13 protein-coding genes are annotated in these 15,638 nt (G+C 68.3%); 4 read left to right on the forward strand and 9 right to left on the reverse strand.

The annotated features are described in order from the left end of the window. Window positions 1-23: 23 nt before the first annotated feature. The 4 genes from AC3WL7_RS02615 to AC3WL7_RS02630 all read right to left on the reverse strand — a co-directional run bounded on the left by AC3WL7_RS02615 (window position 24) and on the right by AC3WL7_RS02630 (window position 1,936). Window positions 24-467 carry a DoxX family protein gene (locus tag AC3WL7_RS02615; protein WP_200731654.1) on the reverse strand — a complete coding sequence of 148 codons (444 nt, stop codon included), beginning with the start codon at window positions 465-467 and terminating at the stop codon, window positions 24-26. Further along, window positions 467-1,123 carry a hydrolase gene (locus AC3WL7_RS02620; RefSeq protein ID WP_079222173.1) on the reverse strand — a complete coding sequence of 219 codons (657 nt, stop codon included), beginning with the start codon at window positions 1,121-1,123 and terminating at the stop codon, window positions 467-469. The genes AC3WL7_RS02615 and AC3WL7_RS02620 overlap by 1 nt, the downstream gene beginning before the upstream one ends. A 19-nt stretch (window positions 1,124-1,142) precedes the next feature. Continuing rightward, complete coding sequence (locus AC3WL7_RS02625; protein WP_492749209.1) at window positions 1,143-1,514, reverse strand: helix-turn-helix transcriptional regulator; 372 nt, start codon at window positions 1,512-1,514, stop codon at window positions 1,143-1,145. A gap of 80 nt (window positions 1,515-1,594) precedes the next feature. Further along, window positions 1,595-1,936 (reverse strand): hypothetical protein, encoded by a 342-nt coding sequence (locus AC3WL7_RS02630; RefSeq protein ID WP_079221921.1) that lies wholly within the window; start codon window positions 1,934-1,936, stop codon window positions 1,595-1,597. A gap of 330 nt (window positions 1,937-2,266) precedes the next feature. Between AC3WL7_RS02630 and AC3WL7_RS02635 the strand changes: the two genes are divergently transcribed. The 4 genes from AC3WL7_RS02635 (at window position 2,267) to AC3WL7_RS02650 (ending at window position 7,052) form a co-directional block, all read left to right on the forward strand. Continuing rightward, window positions 2,267-5,194 (forward strand): sensor histidine kinase, encoded by a 2,928-nt coding sequence (locus AC3WL7_RS02635; RefSeq protein WP_492749210.1) that lies wholly within the window; start codon window positions 2,267-2,269, stop codon window positions 5,192-5,194. 1 nt (window position 5,195) lies between these two features. After that, on the forward strand, window positions 5,196-5,846 hold the full coding sequence (locus AC3WL7_RS02640) for a response regulator (protein ID WP_492749211.1): 651 nt from the start codon (window positions 5,196-5,198) through the stop codon (window positions 5,844-5,846). A 103-nt stretch (window positions 5,847-5,949) separates the two neighbouring features. After that, window positions 5,950-6,309, forward strand: coding sequence for a hypothetical protein (locus AC3WL7_RS02645; RefSeq protein ID WP_108746715.1), 360 nt, complete (start codon window positions 5,950-5,952; stop codon window positions 6,307-6,309). Window positions 6,310-6,437: 128 nt separating this feature from the next. Next, window positions 6,438-7,052: a DUF308 domain-containing protein gene (locus tag AC3WL7_RS02650; protein WP_079221925.1), complete on the forward strand. Its 615-nt coding sequence runs from the start codon at window positions 6,438-6,440 to the stop codon at window positions 7,050-7,052. Here the strand turns inward: AC3WL7_RS02650 and AC3WL7_RS02655 are convergent. From AC3WL7_RS02655 to AC3WL7_RS02675, 5 genes are read right to left on the reverse strand one after another with little or no spacing between them, the layout of a single operon-like run. Beyond that, window positions 7,031-8,425 carry a MipA/OmpV family protein gene (locus tag AC3WL7_RS02655; RefSeq protein ID WP_492749212.1) on the reverse strand — a complete coding sequence of 465 codons (1,395 nt, stop codon included), beginning with the start codon at window positions 8,423-8,425 and terminating at the stop codon, window positions 7,031-7,033. The two genes, AC3WL7_RS02650 and AC3WL7_RS02655, sit on opposite strands and share 22 nt — an antisense overlap. A gap of 6 nt (window positions 8,426-8,431) precedes the next feature. Beyond that, complete coding sequence (locus AC3WL7_RS02660; protein ID WP_492749213.1) at window positions 8,432-9,871, reverse strand: DcaP family trimeric outer membrane transporter; 1,440 nt, start codon at window positions 9,869-9,871, stop codon at window positions 8,432-8,434. Window positions 9,872-9,905: 34 nt separating this feature from the next. Beyond that, window positions 9,906-11,327: an efflux transporter outer membrane subunit gene (locus tag AC3WL7_RS02665; RefSeq protein ID WP_492749214.1), complete on the reverse strand. Its 1,422-nt coding sequence runs from the start codon at window positions 11,325-11,327 to the stop codon at window positions 9,906-9,908. Then, the gene (locus AC3WL7_RS02670) at window positions 11,317-14,457 is read right to left on the reverse strand and encodes a multidrug efflux RND transporter permease subunit (RefSeq protein WP_492749215.1); all 3,141 of its coding nucleotides are present in this window, start codon (window positions 14,455-14,457) and stop codon (window positions 11,317-11,319) included. The genes AC3WL7_RS02665 and AC3WL7_RS02670 overlap by 11 nt, the downstream gene beginning before the upstream one ends. After that, window positions 14,454-15,602: an efflux RND transporter periplasmic adaptor subunit gene (locus AC3WL7_RS02675; protein WP_492749216.1), complete on the reverse strand. Its 1,149-nt coding sequence runs from the start codon at window positions 15,600-15,602 to the stop codon at window positions 14,454-14,456. Before AC3WL7_RS02675 ends, AC3WL7_RS02670 begins: the two co-directional genes overlap by 4 nt. Window positions 15,603-15,638: the final 36 nt, after the last annotated feature.

Below are 15,638 nucleotides of genomic sequence, written 5' to 3' on the forward strand. Positions count from 1 at the left end.
CGACGGCAGAATCGGTTCGTCACTCATGATCTGGCATCCAGGTTCGCGGCCCGCAGGCCATCAATGGAGAAACGACCGCCGCCGAGAAGCGCGACCGAGAGCAGTGCCGCCAGCCACATCAGCGGGTATTCCACGCCCGTGCCCATCCAGAACCAGCCGTGCGGCAGCGCGATCCACACCGTGGTGGCGATGAAGCCGGCGGCAACGATCGCGGAGATGCGGGTCCAGGCGCCAAGCAGCACGGTCAGGCCGAACAGGCTCTGCACCACGGCCAGCACCAGGGCGACGGCCGGCGTGGCCGGCAGGCCGAACTGGGCCAGCTCCTGCACGAAGCCGCCCAGGCCCGGGCCGCCGAACCAGCCGAACAGCTTGCCCAGGCCGTGCGGCAGCAGGAAGCCGCCCGCACTGAGCCGCAGAAGGAGCACGGCAGCATCACGTTGAAGGTTCACTTCTGCGGCCTTTTCCATCAGTGGCCGCCTTCCTGCGCGCCGAACATGGTCTTGGCGTACTGGATGCCGATGCCGTAACCGCCGGCGTGGTCGCGGGCGATGCCGGTGGTCAGGCCATAGGTCTCGCCGCGTGCCCAGTCGCGCTGCAGTTCCAGCAGGTACTGCACGCTGGTGATCGGGCGCGCGCCGGCCTGCACCATGCGGGTGATGGCACGCTCGTGCGCTTCGTCGCTGACATCGCCGCAGGCATCGGTGATCACGTAGACCTCGAAGCCCTGTTCCAGCGCCGACAGGGTCGGGCCGACGATGCACACGCTGGTCCACAGGCCCGCCAGCACCAGGCGCTGCTTGCCGATGCGGTTGATCTCATCGATCACCGGCTGGTCTTCCCAGGTGTTCATCGAGGTGCGGTCGAACACAGCCTGGCCGGGGAAGATCTGCGGCAGTTCCGGGAACATCGGGCCGGAGAACGACTGCTCGGCAACCGTGGTCAGCACCACCGGCACGTTGAAGCCCTTGGCGCCCTTGCTGATCAGCGACACGTTGTTGCGCAGCGCGGAGATGTCGATGGTGTGGGTGGCGAACGCCATCTGCGACTGGAAGTCGATCAGCACCAGGGCGTGGTCGGTCGGGGAAAGCAGGCCCTTGGCAGGCGTGGCGGTAGCAGTGGTCATGTCGATGTCCTTTGGGGGGTCAGGTGCTTCGTGCGGAATAGAGCGTGGGGGTGCAGCCCATTTCTTCGCGGAAACACCGCACGAAATGGCTCTGGTCGAAGAAGCCGAACTGGGCTGCGATCTGGACGATGGGCTGGCGGCGCCGGCGCAGCGCCAGGCTGGCCTGCTGGACGCGCGTGCGGCGAACGTACCGGGATGGCGTGGTTCCCAGCCCGGTGCGGAACAGGTGCGAAAGGTGGAAGCGGCTCACGCAGGCGGCGGCCGCCACGTCCTCGATGCGCAGTGGCGTGTCCAGGTGGCACGCGATGTAGCGCAGGGCGCGATCCAGTGCCGCACTCTGGCTGTGCGCCTTCGCTGGCCGCGCGGCATCGGAGGGGACGGTGTGGGCCATCGACCGCAGGGATTCGTGGGGGCAGCACAGCTTGCCGGTGCCCCGCCCAACGGCGTAGCCCTGTTGGTTGGCCGCGTTGGTTACTCTTTCGGGTTACGACCCACGCCTACCAGATCGATCACGCGGCGGCCGAAGGAGCAGGCATCAAGCGAATACGCGCCTGGCCCGAGCAGCAGCAAGCCCAGTGGGAGCAGCACCAGTGCGGTCAGTGGTCCGGTCCAGAGCATCACGCCGGTCGCCAGCAGCACCGCGAACAACGTCAGCCATCCGGCCGCGACGAGGGCCGAGACCAGCAGCGATGCCGCGGTGTGCCATGGGTCATCGCCGATCGACAGGCACAGCGATGCGGCCAGGCACAGGCGCATCCAGAGCAGCCCGATGCCGGGCGCCCTGTCAGGGAACATTACGTAGAGCCGCTGCAAGATCGCTCCCCCTGGGCCATGAAGCGCATTAGTAGCCGATGCAATCGGTTTCCACCTGCCCCGAACGGGGTATGTCGGGCCCCTGCGCAGCGCGGGCGACTACTGCCATTTCGTTATGGCTGCGCGGCGTGAACGGGTGTTAAGCTCGGCCCGCTCCCTGCTGGCTGGCCACTGTCCGCGCCCTCGGGGCCATCCCCTACCCCGCAGTATCCCCGCCGTATTTCCCGCATGATCCTCCGCCGCGCCTTTCCCCGCCGCTCGCTCCGCGGGCTCCTGCTGAGCGCGTTGCTGGCGGTGTGTCCGGTTGCCTGGGCCACGCAGAACCCTCCGGTGCACGTCGGTTTCAGTGGTTACAACCACACGGCATGGCGGGCGGGCCAGGGCGCACCCGGTGATATCTGGGATATCCAGCAGGACGAAATCGGCCGGCTGTGGCTGGCCACGGGTTCGGGGCTCTATACCTTCGATGGCCAGCGCTTCGAGCGCCAGGAAAGCGTGGCCGGTGCCGGCGCGCCCTCGCTGAACATGATCACGTTGTTTGCCGATCGCCCCGGCAGCATGTGGATCGGCTACTACCACGCAGGCATCGGGCACCTGACCGAGGGCCGCACGCTGAAGAGCTACCAGCGCGGCGAAGGCGTGCCGCCCGGCGTCGTGTCCAGCTTTGCCTATGACGACCAGGGCGTGCTGTGGGCGGCCGTGGAGCAAGGTCTTCGGCGCTTCAGGAACGGGCGCTGGGAGAAGCTGCCGGCCTCGATGGGCGTGCCCGAACGGCGCGGCCACTGGCTGCTGAAGGATTCGCGCGGCACCTTCTGGGCGCTGGTCGGCCAGCAGGTCCGGTACATCCCCAAGGGCGGCGCGACGTTCATTGCGACCGGCATCGGCGTCGCACAGATGTCCACACTGGCCGAGAGCCCTTCGGGCGAAATCTGGCTGGCCGACCGCGGTCGCGGCACGATGCCGATCGCCGATGCGCACGGCATGCTGCCCGAGGCCGAGCGCGAGGCGCGTCGCCTGCCCGGCATCATCGCCAGCCGTCTGCATTTCACCGCCGATGGAGTCATGTGGGCGCCGATGCGGGGCGTCGATGGAGTCGGCGGCGCGGCGCGGGTGATCTTCGACGGCAAGACGGCGGTGTCGATGGAAACCTTCAACGTCGCCCAGGGCCTGACTTCCCCGGCGGCGGTACCCGTGTTCGAGGATCGCGAAGGCAACATCTGGATCGGAACCAATCTTGGCCTCAGCCGCTTCCGCGCGCAGAGCGTACGCACGCTCAGCGAGGGGCCAACCGATCCGTACCGCGTGGTCGGGCGCAATACTGCGGGCGAACTGCTCGGTTATGGCGAGGATCCCGTCCCCTACGCCCTGCAGCGGCAGACGCTCGGCCTGCCGCGTGCCGGCCTGCAGGCGGCGGCCCTGCGCAACAGCACGCCGTTCTGGCAGTTTGAATGGACCAACCTGGTCATGCGGCGCGGGCGCGAACTGCAGCGCATCCAGTTTCCCGGCTCGGCTGAAGGCCTGCAGCCGCAGGCGCTGTATTTTCCCAATGCCCACGAAGCCTGGGCCTGCGTGCAGGGAACCTTCCTCAGCCATTACGACCATGGTGCGTGGCGCAGCCCGGTGGACCTGCAGCGCAACAGCTGCAGCGCGCTGGCCGCGGATGGTCGGGGCGGCCTGATCGCCGGGTTCGCCGATGGCGCCGTTGCGCTCTACGACGGCAAGCGGCTGCACACGCTGGGAAAGGCCGATGGGCTGGACGTCGGGCCGATCACTTCGATCCTGGCGGCGGGCGACCTGCTGCTGGTTGCCGGTGAGAAGGGCCTGGCCATTCGCCGTGGCACGAAGGCGTTCGGCGAGGTCAGGGCCGATATCGCCGGCGTGCTGGAAGGCATCACCGGCATCGTGGTCGATCGCTCACGGCAGCTCTGGCTCAACGGCGGCCGCGGCCTGGTGCGGCTCGATCTTTCCACCGCCCTTGAGAGCGCGACCCAGGGCATCGTGGTCTCCCCGCGCCTGTTCGATGATGTCGATGGCATGCCGGGCGTCGCACTGCAGAGCGGGCCGCTGCCCACCGCGCAGCTCTCGCCGGATGGCCTGCTGTGGCTGGGCACCAACCAGGGCCTGGCGTGGCTGGACACCCTGAAGCCCAACCGCAGCCGATCCGCACCGGTCACCAGCATCGGCAACATCCACTATGGCGATGAGCAGGAGCCGCTGGCGGACGGTGCGACCATTCCGGCTGGCATCACCCAGCTGCAGATCGATTTCATCGCCCAGTCCCTCGCCCGGCCGGAACGCAATCGCTACCGCTACCGCCTGTCCCGCGTCGATGCCGGGTGGCGCGATGCCGGCAGTGCCACCACCGCGTACTACACCAACCTTGGGCCCGGCACCTACACCTTCGAGGTCATCGCGGCCAGCGAGGATGGCGTCTGGGGTACTGCACCAACCACGGCGAGCTTCACCATCGAGCCGCTGCTGACGCAGACGTTCTGGTTCCGCAGCCTGGTGGCCATTGCCATCATCCTGCTGATTGCAGCGGCCGCACGCATGCGCGCGAGAAACATCACCGCGCTGGTGAAGGCGCGCTACGAGGAGCGCCTGCACGAGCGCGAACGCATCGCGCGCGACCTGCATGACACCCTGCTGCAGGGCAGCCAGGGGTTGTTGCTGCGGCTGCATGCGATCAGCGTGATGCCTGCCCTGCCCCCCGGTGCACAGGAGCGCCTGGAATCGGCCATGCGGGCCGCCGAAGACAGCCTGCGCGAGGGCCGCAACCGCGTCACCGCGCTGCGCCAGGAAGCGGACCACCGCGCCGATCTTGCTGCTGCCCTGTCGGACGTGTTCCGCCAGGACACGCAGCCCGATGACCGCCGGCTGCGCGTGACCGTGGAGGGAGAGCCGACCCGGATCCGTACCGAGGCACTGGAAGAGATCTACCTGATCGGCCGCGAGGCCATCCGCAACGCCATCGAGCACTCGGGCGCCTCGGCCATCGAGGTGGAGATTGCCTACGGCACGACGTTCCGCCTGCATGTGCGTGACGATGGCCAGGGCATGGCGCCGGACCGGGTGCGGGAAGGCCACTGGGGCCTGCAGGGCATGCGCGAACGTGCCTTGCGCCTGGGCGCGGAGCTGAAGATCTGGTCGCGCCCCGGGCTGGGTACCGAGGTTGCGCTGTCCATTTCCACGCACCGATTGAACCATTCCCGGGCGGCGGCGCCGTGGTCGCGCCTGCTGAAACGGCTGAGGAGCTGACATGAACCTTCCGATCCGCATCCTGATCGTGGACGATCATCCCCTGCTGCGCGAGGGCCTGCTGGCCCTGCTGCAGAGCAGCCCCGACATGGAGCTGGTGGCCGAGGCCGGCGATGGCGTGCAGGCCGTCAGCGCCTACTTCGAACATCGCCCGGACGTGGTGCTGATGGACCTGCAGATGCCGCGCATGGATGGCATCGAGGCGATTGCACGGATACGTGCCACCGCGCCGGAAGCGCGCATCATCGTGCTGACCACCTACAGCGGTGATGCGAAGGCGGTGAAGGCACTGCACGCCGGTGCAAGCGCCTACCTGCTGAAGGACATGCTGCGCCACGACCTGCTGTCGACCATCCGCCTGGTGTATTCCGGCAGGCGTGTGCCGTTGCCGGCCGAGGTGGCCACCAACATCGCTGCACATGTCACCCACGACGCGCTGTCGCCCCGGGAGATCGAGATCCTGGTGCTGGTTGCCGCCGGCTGTTCCAACAAGCGCATTGGCGACCAGCTGGGCATTTCCGAGCAGACGGTGAAGGCGCACATGAAGAATTCGATGGGCAAGCTGGGCGCGCGTGATCGGACGCATGCCGTGACGTTGTCACTGCAGCGCGGGATCCTCAGCCTGGGCGAGGACGGCCTGGATCCGCACTGACGTGCCTGGGTAGATTTACTGACGCCGCAGGCGCATGCCTCCACGCCGCATTCATGGCTGCCGCGCAAGGCTGCTGCAGGTCATCCCGACCCGGTGCGCTGCCATGTTGCCTGCCACTGTTCGACGCTTTGCCATCCTGTTGTTCGAGCGCGGCGTGCTGCAGCAGGTCTTCGAGAACGCGCGCAACCTGGCCGTGGCCTCGCTCATCACCGCAGCGGGCCTGGAGGTCGTGCGCTCCAGCCCTGGCGAGCTCGATCTGGCCAATCCCACCATCGTTGGCTATTTCGTGACCGCGATCGGTGCGGGCCTGTTGCTGCTCAATCTCTCGGACGGATTGTGGCGGCTGGGCAAGCTGAAATCGCACCTGACGCTGCAGCTCCTGCTCTGCGCGGCGTACGTGTTCATCACGCTGCGTGTTGCCCAGCTGGTGCTGAGCCTGAAGGCGACCAGCGGGCTGCTCTAGCACCGCCCGGCGTGAAGGGATCGGGCCGGTTCCTGCGTACTTTTCCTGAGCGCGCATGCCGGCCGTTGGCGGCATAGTAGCCGGGTACGGCTGGCACTGGATCCGGCTCTCATCCTGGGGACGCGCTCATGACTGTGCTCTCTCGCCTCGGCAACGATCCCACTTCCATCGGCGTGGCCATGCAGGCCCGGTGGCGGCTCATGCTGGTACTCGGCGCCGTACTGGTGGTGCTGGGCATCCTTGGCCTGTACGCATCCTCGCTGGTGGCGCATGCCATGACCCTGCTGGTGGCGGCATTGCTGGTCATCGCCGGTGCGTTGCAGCTGTCGCAGGCGTTCCTGCTGCGCGGCATGCTCAGCTTCGCCATCACCATCGCGCTGGGTGCGGCCCAGGTGATTGCCGGCGTGGCGATCTACACCCATCCCGAGTGGGCGGCCTATGCGATCGCGCTGACGGTCACGGTGGTACTGGCGGTGCAGGCACTGGCCCTGATCGGGCTGGCGCTGCGCTTTGAAGCAGGCGGCAAGCGCTGGGTGCCGCTGGTATCCGGCCTGGCGGCACTGGTGGCGGCCTTCCTCTCGGTGGCTGGGGTGGCGTGGGCCGGGCGCGCGTCGGCGTCCTGGGGCGTAGGCCTCGCGCTGCTGTCGATGGGCCTGGCCTATATCGGCATCGCCCTGCTGTTGCGGCGTGACCGTGCGCGCGGGCGCGGCGGCCCGGGGGGTCAGAACGCGCCTTCCAGGTAGGCATAGATGTAGTTGGACCCGCCATCGACGGTGCCCAGCATGCGCGCAGAACCGAAGATGCCCGAGCGGTGCGAGATGCCCACGCCGAAGTAGAGATCGTGCAGGCGCGGGTTGCCAATGATGTCGCCTACGCTGACATCGAGGCTGGGATCCAGGTAGTTGAGCAGTTTGGAGGTATTGCGCTCGCGGCGCGCCTGCGATTGCACCTCGGTGTGCGGCACGCGCTCGGCATACGACAGGCCGAAGCCGAAGCCGATGCGGGTATTCACCCGGTGCGACCATGGGAAGCCGTAATAGAAGGCTTTCATGTAGGCATCGATCTGCCAGGCATCGGGCTGGATGCCGCGCTCTTCGTGGCGCAGGATGCCGACATACCCCACCAGGTCCAGCGGCCAGCCGTTGAGTCGCGAGACGAAGGGCCGTCCGATGTGCACGCCCCAGATGTCGGTGGGGTCGTCGGAATTGAGGCGGGTGCAGCTGAGGGTCATGATCTTGATCATGTGGCAGCCCTCGGCCGAGTCGCGCCCGTAGAACACTTTCACCCAGGTCGGCGTCTGCGGCTTGTTCCAGGCGACGTTGCCGTTGCCGAAGTCGTAGGCCGCGCCGAGCATGGCGCCCCATTGCAGGTCATCGCGCGCGAGCGGGCTGTTACCGATGGCGCTGGCATGCCGGGTCAGATAGGCGCCACCGAGCACGCTCCAGTTCTGCAGCACGCGACGGCGACCGTAGAGGCCGGCGGTGACATCCAGCCCGGAGCCTGCGGCGTACGCCGGCCGCAGGTCGTCGGCCTCATCCTGTTCCACGCCGAAGTAGTAGTCGTTGAGGCGGGCGCTGCGCCACTGCAGGCTCAGCATCGGTTGCAGGGCCCAGCGTTCGCCGCGCCAGGTGTAGCCGTAGGACGAGCGCACCTCACTGCCCTTGGAGGTGCGCGAAACATCCTGGCGGACAGTCAGGTCCAGCAGGTGTGCATCGCGCTTCCAGTAGACGCGCACGCCCAGGTCAGCCTCGCTGTTGCGGGTGCGCAGGCCCTCCAGGATCGGCGGTGTCTCATCCTCCGGATAGCCCTCCAGGCGGCGCTCGACGAACAGCTCGATGCCCTGGTCCTCGCGCTGGGTCAGCTTGATGCCGGCCGTGTTGGAGCGCAGGAAGAAACGATCGCCTTCGTACAGATACAGCGGCAACAGGTCGACACGGTCATCGGCGCCTTTGTAGGGCGATGCTTCGATCCGCATCAGCCCACCCAGTCCCGCGCTCTGCGGCTGCTCGAGCAGCGAGCCGAGGGTCGCGTTCTGGGCCGCTGCCAGCGGCGAAGCGCATATCGCCGCAGCCAGCAGGCCAGGGCGCAGAAAGCACGGACGGAGCACCGGATTCATGGTCGGTCACCGGATGAAGTCGTACTTCAGCGCGGTCTGCACGCGGAACACATCGCCGCTCGCACCATCCTGCTGCTCCAGCTTTCCATACAGCACTTCGGCACCCCAGCTCCAGCTCGGGGCCGGTTGCCAGATCAGGTTGACGGCCGCGTAGTCGCTGCGCCGGAAGATGCTCGGTGCAAGCAGGCTGTCGCGCTCCAGGCGCAGCTGGCTGTAGGTCAGGGTCGAACGCAAGCGGCCGGACCACAGGTGCGTGTAGCCGACCCAGCCACCGTACTGCTGCAGGGTCTGCAGGTCACCGCGTGCATCGACCACGCCATCCAGGTCCAGGCCTCCCAGATCACCCAGGTAGGAGGCAATGCCCTCGCCGCCCACGGCGCCAAACACGAAGTAGTCGCCGCTGTCGATATTCCACGAGCCACTCAGGGCCAGGCCGCCGGCATAGGCGCCATCCCTGCCCTCGCCACTGTCGCGGGCCGAATCGTAGGCGAGGTAGCGCATCACCCCGGACAGCTGCAGGTGGCCCCAGTCGGCCTCATGCCTTGCAGCGGCGACGAGGCTGGGCGCGGCATTGCGTGATTGCTGGGTCGCGCCGGGCAGCTGCAGTTCGGGCGAGCGGTGCTCGGCCGCCACCAGCAACTGGTTGCCCTTGCCCAGCGGGAAGTACTGGCGGATGCTGGCCACGCGCGCCGATGGCGAGGCGCCCGGGCCGGCGAAATCAATCAGGTCCGGGCCCGAATCGAGGTCCATGAAGGCCGACCAGCCGAAGCCCGCATAGGTATTGCCGAGCTGGCCCCAGGCGTGGCGCAGGCGGTAGCCGTAACTTCCCCCGGAACCGAAGAAATCGTTCTGCAGCAGCATGCGCAGCTGGCCGCGGTCGGTATCGCGGCGCGCCTCGAAGGTGAAGCGGGTCTGCCGTGCATGCATGTTGAAGCGACTGCTGTCGCGGCCGCCATCGACGGGAATGTCCGAGGTGATGAACTGGTCGCTGTCGCCGGCATCGCCGTTGTCCCACATCGCATCCAGCTTGGCGTAGCCCCCCAGGCGGATCCACGTCGCCGTGCCGGGCACCTGGAAGAAGCCGTCCAGGTCCGAGCCCGCCGGCACTTCGTTGTCGGCACGGGCCGAGGCCTGATCGTCCTCGTCGAACGATTCCCGCGCCGGCAACGGGGAGATGATCAGCTTCAGTGCCGTCGGCATCGTCAGCGCGGGCGCAGCGGAAGTGCCGGCCGCCTGGGCGGTGGCGCCAGCCAGTGCAGGCGTTGCCGCGCCCGGTGGCGTGGCGGCCTGGCTGGCTTCCAGCGCCTGGATGCGTGCGGTAAGAACCTCGACGGTTTCGCGCAGCTGTTTCAGCTCCGCGTCCTGGCCGGCATCGCGGCTCTGGGCCAGTGCGTATGCGGGTGTCAGCGAAGAAGCAAGGCAGATGGCGCGAAGAAGCACGTGCATGGCAGCAGCCTCCGGGGGATGGAAGGTCGATCGGTCAGCGTGGCGCATCGGTTGGGCTGGCCTGGCCGCCTCCGAGGGCGGCGTACAGGTTCACCGCGTCCTGCAGGGCATTGGCCCGCAGCTGCAGCAGGTTCTGTTCGGCACTGAAGTGGTTGCGCTCGGCATCAAGCACCTCCAGGTACGGCGTCAGGCCGACGCCATAGCGGTCCTGCGCGGTGGCCACCAGCGCGGCCTGCACGGCTACGGCCTGCACCTGGGCGGCAATCTGCACATCGTTCTGCTCGGTGGCCTGCAGGCCACCCGCCACTTCACGGAATGCGTTCTGCACCGTCGACTGGTAGCTCAGTTCGCGTTCTTTTCGTGCTGCGTGCGCGGCGTCGACACGCGCACGGCGCGCGCCCCAGTCAAACAAGGGCAGCAGTGCACCCGCGCCGAAGGACCAGACCCGATTGCTGTCGGACACCAGGCCGGACAGCTCATTGGAGGCATAGCCGCCTGCGCCGGTCAGAGCAATCGTGGGGAAGTACAGCGCACGCGCCGCGCCGATGTTGGCATTGGCCGCACGCAGCTGCTGTTCGGCCATGCGGATGTCCGGCCGCGCCTCCAGCAGTGCCGAGGGCGTTCCCGCGGCCAGCCGGGCCAACTGGGCGTCGGGTTGCAATGGCAGGCCCTCGGGCAGCGGCGATGGCAGCGGCGCACCCACCAGGAACTGCAGCAGCTGTTCGGCCAGCGCACGACTGCGGCGCAACTGTGCCAACTGCAGTTCAGCCTGCAGCACCAGGGCCTGCGACTGGTTGAAATCGATGGACGAGGTCAGTCCCGCGTCCATGCGCAGCTGGGCCAGTTCCAGCGTCTGCCGGCGGCTGTCCAGCGAGCGTTCGGCCAGGTCGATGCCCTGCTCGCTTGCCCGCAGCGCGTAGTAGCTGGCGGCCACGTTCGCCACCAGGCTCAGTTCGCCGATGTTGCGCGCTTCCACCGTGGCCAGGTACTGGCGCCGGGCAGCCTCACTGAGGTTGGCGACACGGCCCCAGAAATCCAGTTCGAAGCTGGGCACGGCCACCTGCACCGCGTAGCTGTCCACGGTTACCCGCGGCGCGTCGTCCGCCGCACTGAGCGGGGTGCGCACGCGCTGGGCCGAGCCCTGCGCATCCAGTGATGGCAGGCGTTGGCTGTCCTGGATGCGGTACTGCGCGCGGGCTTGTTCGATGCGGGCCGCGGCAGCGCCCAGGTCGCGGTTCTGCTGCAGCGCCTGGCCGATCAGCCCGACCAGTACGGGATCCTTGAAGTACGCCTGCCACGGGGGCGGAGCCACGGCCGTGGCGGCCGCGTCGGCCTGCGGATAGTGCTCCGGCACGCTGCCGTCAGGGCGCAGGTAGGCCGGGGCGAGGTTGCAGGCGCCCAGCAGCACCACGAGTGTCGCGCTGATCGCCAGCACGAAGAGACGGTCAGGCCGCATCGTCGGCTCCCTGCTCCTGCCCCCGCCGGCGCTGCCCGCGCCAACGGCGCAGCAGGTAGTAGAACAACGGGGTGAAGAAGATGCCGAGCACGGTGGCGCTGAGCATGCTGCCCAGCACGCCGGTGCCCACCGCCTGGCGGCTGGCCGCACCGGCGCCGCTGGCGATCACCAGCGGCACCATGCCGACGATGAAGGTCAGGCTGGTCATCAGGATCGGCCGCAGGCGCTGGTACGCGGCCTGCAGGATCGCCTCGCGCACGGGAACCCCGCGCGCCTCCTCGTCCAGACCAAACTGCACGATCAGGATCGCGTTCTTGGCAGCCAGGCCGATGATCGTCACCAGGCCCACGGTGAAGTACACATCGGCGGACATGCCGCGCAGGGCGGTGAACAGCACCGCGCCGAGAATGCCCAGCGGCACCACCAGCAGCACGATCACCGGGGTCAGCCAGCTTTCGTACAACGCGGCCAGCAGCAGGAAGGCGACCACGAACGCCAGGCCGAGCAGCAGGCCCACCTGCCCGGCTGCCTCGCGCTCCTCGCGCGCCGTCCCGGTCCATTCAAAGCGCATGCCCGAGGGCAGCACCTCGGCGGCGATACGTTCCATCTCCTCCAGGGCTGCACCACTGGAGACGCCCGCCGCGCCTTCGCCGGAGACCGTTGCCGAAAGGAAGCCGTTGTACCGTTCCACCTGCTGCTCGCCGGTGGTCCAGCGCGTGCGTGCGAATGCCGAAAGCGGTACCGACTGCCCGCCACTGCCGACCACGCGCAGATCGCTCACATCCTCGGCACGCATGCGCTGCTCAGCATCGGCCTGCACGAACACCCGCAGCACGTTTCCCTGGCGCACGAAATCATTCACGTAGGCCGAGCCGAACAGGATGCCCAGCGCCTGGTTGGCCTGCGACAGCGGCACGCCCAGCGAACGCGCCTGCGTACGGTCGATGTCCACGAACAGTTGGGGCGCGCGTGGCATGCCTTCCGGGCGCACGCCGGTCAGTCTGGGGCTGGCGGCGGCGCGGGCGGTGATGCCCATCGCCGCCGCCGCAAGCGCCTGTGCACCGGCGCCGCCACGGTCCTCGATCTTCATGGTGAAGCCGGAGGCGTTGCCCAGCGCCTGGATGGCTGGTGGATTGATCGCAAACACCTGTGCCTGCGGAGTGCGCGAGAACGCCATGTTCATGCGGTTGGCCAGCGTCATCGCGCTGTGTGCCGCGCCACGCCGCTCCGCCCACGGATGCAGATCGACGAAGGACATGCCCACCGACTGCCCCTGGCCAAAGAAGCTGAAGCCCACCACGGTCACCACGTTCCGCACCTCGGGCTGCTGGTGCAGGATCGCCTCGGCCTGCGCCGCTGCCGCGCGGGTGCGCTCCATCGTCGAGCCCGGTGCCGCGTTGTAGGCCACGAACAGGTAACCCTGGTCTTCGGTGGGCAGGAAGCCGCTGGGCAGGCGGACGTACATCGCCGCCGTCAGCAGCACCACGCCCAGGAAGATGCCGATCCACAGCCAGGGTCGCACCAGCATGCGGCCCACCCAGTCGGTATAGGTCCGGCTGCTCCGCTCCAGGCCGCTGTTGACCGCCGTGTACAGGCGGCGCAGCGGGCCGCCACGGCCTTTTGTTTCGTCCCTGGGGCGCAGCACCGCCGCGCAGATGGCTGGGGCCAGGGTGAGCGAGAGGATGGTCGAAACCACCAGCGAGATGCTCAGCGTCACCGCGAACTGCCGGTAGATGCCGCCTGCCGATCCGGGAAAGAAGCCCATCGGAATGAACACCGCCAGCAGCACCAGCGTGGTGGCGATGATCGCGCCGGTCAGCTGGCCCATTGCCTTGACGGTTGCCTCATGCGGCGGCAGATCTTCCTCGCGCATGATGCGCTCGACGTTCTCCACGATCACGATCGCGTCGTCGTTGAGGATGCCGATGGCCACCACCATGGCGAACAGGGACAGCAGGTTGATGGAGACGCCGAAGGCCAGCAGCCCCATGCAGGCACCCAGCAGCGAGACCGGCACCACGATGGTGGGCAGGAACACCGCGCGCCAGCTCTGCAGGAACAGCAGCACGACCACCGACACCAGCACCAGTGCCTGCACCATGGTCGTGGTCACCCCACGCACCGATTCGGTGATGAACGGCGTGGTGTCGAACGGGGTCACCCAGGACATGCCACCGGGGAAGCTGGCCTGCAGGTCGTTCATGCGCGCACGCACGGCGTTGGCGGTGGCCAGTGCGTTGGCACCGCTGGCGAGCGAGACCGCCAGGCCGGCCGTTTCGCGGCCATTGAGGCTGAGCGAGAAGGCATAGTTGTCGCGCCCCAGCTCGACCCTGGCGACATCGGACAGGCGCACCGTGGCAGCGCCGGGGGTGGCCCGCAGGATGATCTGGCGGAACTGCTCGGGCGTGCTGAAGCGCCCACGCAGCACGATCTGTGCGGTGGTTTCGGTGCCTGGCGCGATGGGCTGCAGGCCCAGGCCACCGCCGGCGGTCTGCGCGTTCTGTTCGCGGATGGCGGCAATCACTTCGCCCGGGGCCAGCCCATAGCTCAGCAGCTTCTCGCGGTCCAGCCAGATGCGCATGGCGTAGCTGGAGCCAAACAGGGAGACATCACCGACGCCAGGCACGCGCCGCAGTTCGTCGGCCACGTTGTTGGCGGCAAAGTCGCCCAGCTCCAGCGCCGAAAAGCGGTTCTGGTCCGAGGTGAGCGCGACCAGCATCAGGAAACCGCTGTTGGCCTGGGTCACCCGCACGCCCATCTGCCGCACTTCATCGGGCAGGCGGGGCTCGACCCGCGCCAGCCGGTCCTGGATCTGCGACCGGGCGATATCCAGGTCGGTGCCACTGCGGAAGGTGACGCGGATCTGCGCGGTGCCATTGGCACGGCTGGTCGAGCTCATGAACAGGAAGTCATCGACCCCGCTCAGCTCGTTCTCGATCACCGAAGTCACCGTGCGGTCGAGCGTCTGTGCATCGGCACCCACGAACGTGGCCGAAATGCTCAGCGAAGGGGGAGCTACGTCCGGGTACTGCTCCACCGCCAGCTGCTGGAAGGCAATGCCGCCAAACAGGATCGCGAACAGGGCGATCACCCATGCCAGCACCGGCCGGTAGACGAAGACGCTGTTCACGGCGCCGTGCCTTTGCCCGGCGGCGCCGTGTTGATGGCCACCGGTTGGCCGGGTTGCACCTTGTGCCAGCCGTCCACGACCACGCGGTCACCCGCTTCCAGCCCGGCACTGACGATCCAGCGGCCACCGGCCTGGCCGGCCAGCGTGACCGGCCGACGCTGCGCAATGCCCTCCGCCGTCACCACCATCACCGAGGATTCGTCCTCGCCGATCTGCACGGCGCGCTCGGGCACGCTCATGCCATTGCGCAGGGTGCCGACCGCCAGCTGGCCGCGCACGAACTGGCCGGGCAGCAGCCGGCCCTCCGGGTTCTTCAGCCGGGCCCGCAGCACCCGGCTGCCGGTGGAGGGATCGATGGCGGTTTCGCTGAAGTCCAGCGTGCCGACCATGGGCGGGCGGGCATCGCCCTCCAGCAGCAGGGTGACGTCCACCCGCTGGTTTGGCCCGAGCACCACCCTGCCCTCGCTGACATCGCGCTCCATCGCGTCCATCGCCACGTGCGAGGGATTGAAGATCACGAACGCGGGGTCGAGCTGGTCGATGCGGGTGAGCAGCGTTGCCGTGGCGGCGCTGGCCAACGCGCCCTCACTGAGCTGGGCGCGCCCGGCGCGGCCGGCAATCGGCGCGCGCACCAGTGCATGGTCGAGCTGCAACCTGGCCCGCGCAACGGCGGCCTGCGCCTCCTGCAGCGCGGCATCGGCCTGGCGGAAGCCGGCCTGCGCGGACTCGAACTCCTGCACGCTCACGGCCTTGCGCTGCACCAGCTGGGCCAGCCGGGCCCGCAGTGCGGAGGTCTGTGCGCGTGCAGCCTGGGCCGAGGCCAGCGAGGCGTTGGCCTGCTGCAGCCGCGCGCGCAGATCGCGGGGGTCGATCTGGAACAGGGGCGCATTCGCGGCAACCGTGGTGCCATCCACGTACAACTGCTGCTCGATGATGCCGTCGGCGCGTGCGCGCACCTCGACCGAGCGCCCTGCCTCGACCCGGCCCGGCAGCTCCACCAGGTTCGGTACCACCTGCGCCTGCACGACTTCCACATCCACCAGCGTCGGCGGCCGCGCGCCACCGGGGGCGTTGCCGCTGCGGTCGCACGCAGCCAGCAGCGGCGCGGTCAGCACCAGCCAGGCCACACATCGCAGGGTAGGCATCATCGTGACCTCCGCACCGTGGCGCGCCGGGCTGCC

Source organism: Stenotrophomonas sp. FW305-3-2-15-E-LB1 (assembly GCF_058787375.1).

What these genes read in the sequence shown, in the direction of transcription:
- AC3WL7_RS02615 (WP_200731654.1), bottom strand. Translation starts at nt 467, where the DNA reads ATGGAAAAGGCCGCAGAAGTGAACCTTCAACGTGATGCTGCCGTGCTC.
- AC3WL7_RS02620 (WP_079222173.1), bottom strand. Translation starts at nt 1,123, where the DNA reads ATGACCACTGCTACCGCCACGCCTGCCAAGGGCCTGCTTTCCCCGACC.
- AC3WL7_RS02625 (WP_492749209.1), bottom strand. Translation starts at nt 1,514, where the DNA reads ATGGCCCACACCGTCCCCTCCGATGCCGCGCGGCCAGCGAAGGCGCAC.
- AC3WL7_RS02640 (WP_492749211.1), top strand. Translation starts at nt 5,196, where the DNA reads ATGAACCTTCCGATCCGCATCCTGATCGTGGACGATCATCCCCTGCTG.
- AC3WL7_RS02645 (WP_108746715.1), top strand. Translation starts at nt 5,950, where the DNA reads ATGTTGCCTGCCACTGTTCGACGCTTTGCCATCCTGTTGTTCGAGCGC.
- AC3WL7_RS02650 (WP_079221925.1), top strand. Translation starts at nt 6,438, where the DNA reads ATGACTGTGCTCTCTCGCCTCGGCAACGATCCCACTTCCATCGGCGTG.
- AC3WL7_RS02655 (WP_492749212.1), bottom strand. Translation starts at nt 8,425, where the DNA reads ATGAATCCGGTGCTCCGTCCGTGCTTTCTGCGCCCTGGCCTGCTGGCT.
- AC3WL7_RS02660 (WP_492749213.1), bottom strand. Translation starts at nt 9,871, where the DNA reads ATGCACGTGCTTCTTCGCGCCATCTGCCTTGCTTCTTCGCTGACACCC.
- AC3WL7_RS02665 (WP_492749214.1), bottom strand. Translation starts at nt 11,327, where the DNA reads ATGCGGCCTGACCGTCTCTTCGTGCTGGCGATCAGCGCGACACTCGTG.
- AC3WL7_RS02675 (WP_492749216.1), bottom strand. Translation starts at nt 15,602, where the DNA reads ATGCCTACCCTGCGATGTGTGGCCTGGCTGGTGCTGACCGCGCCGCTG.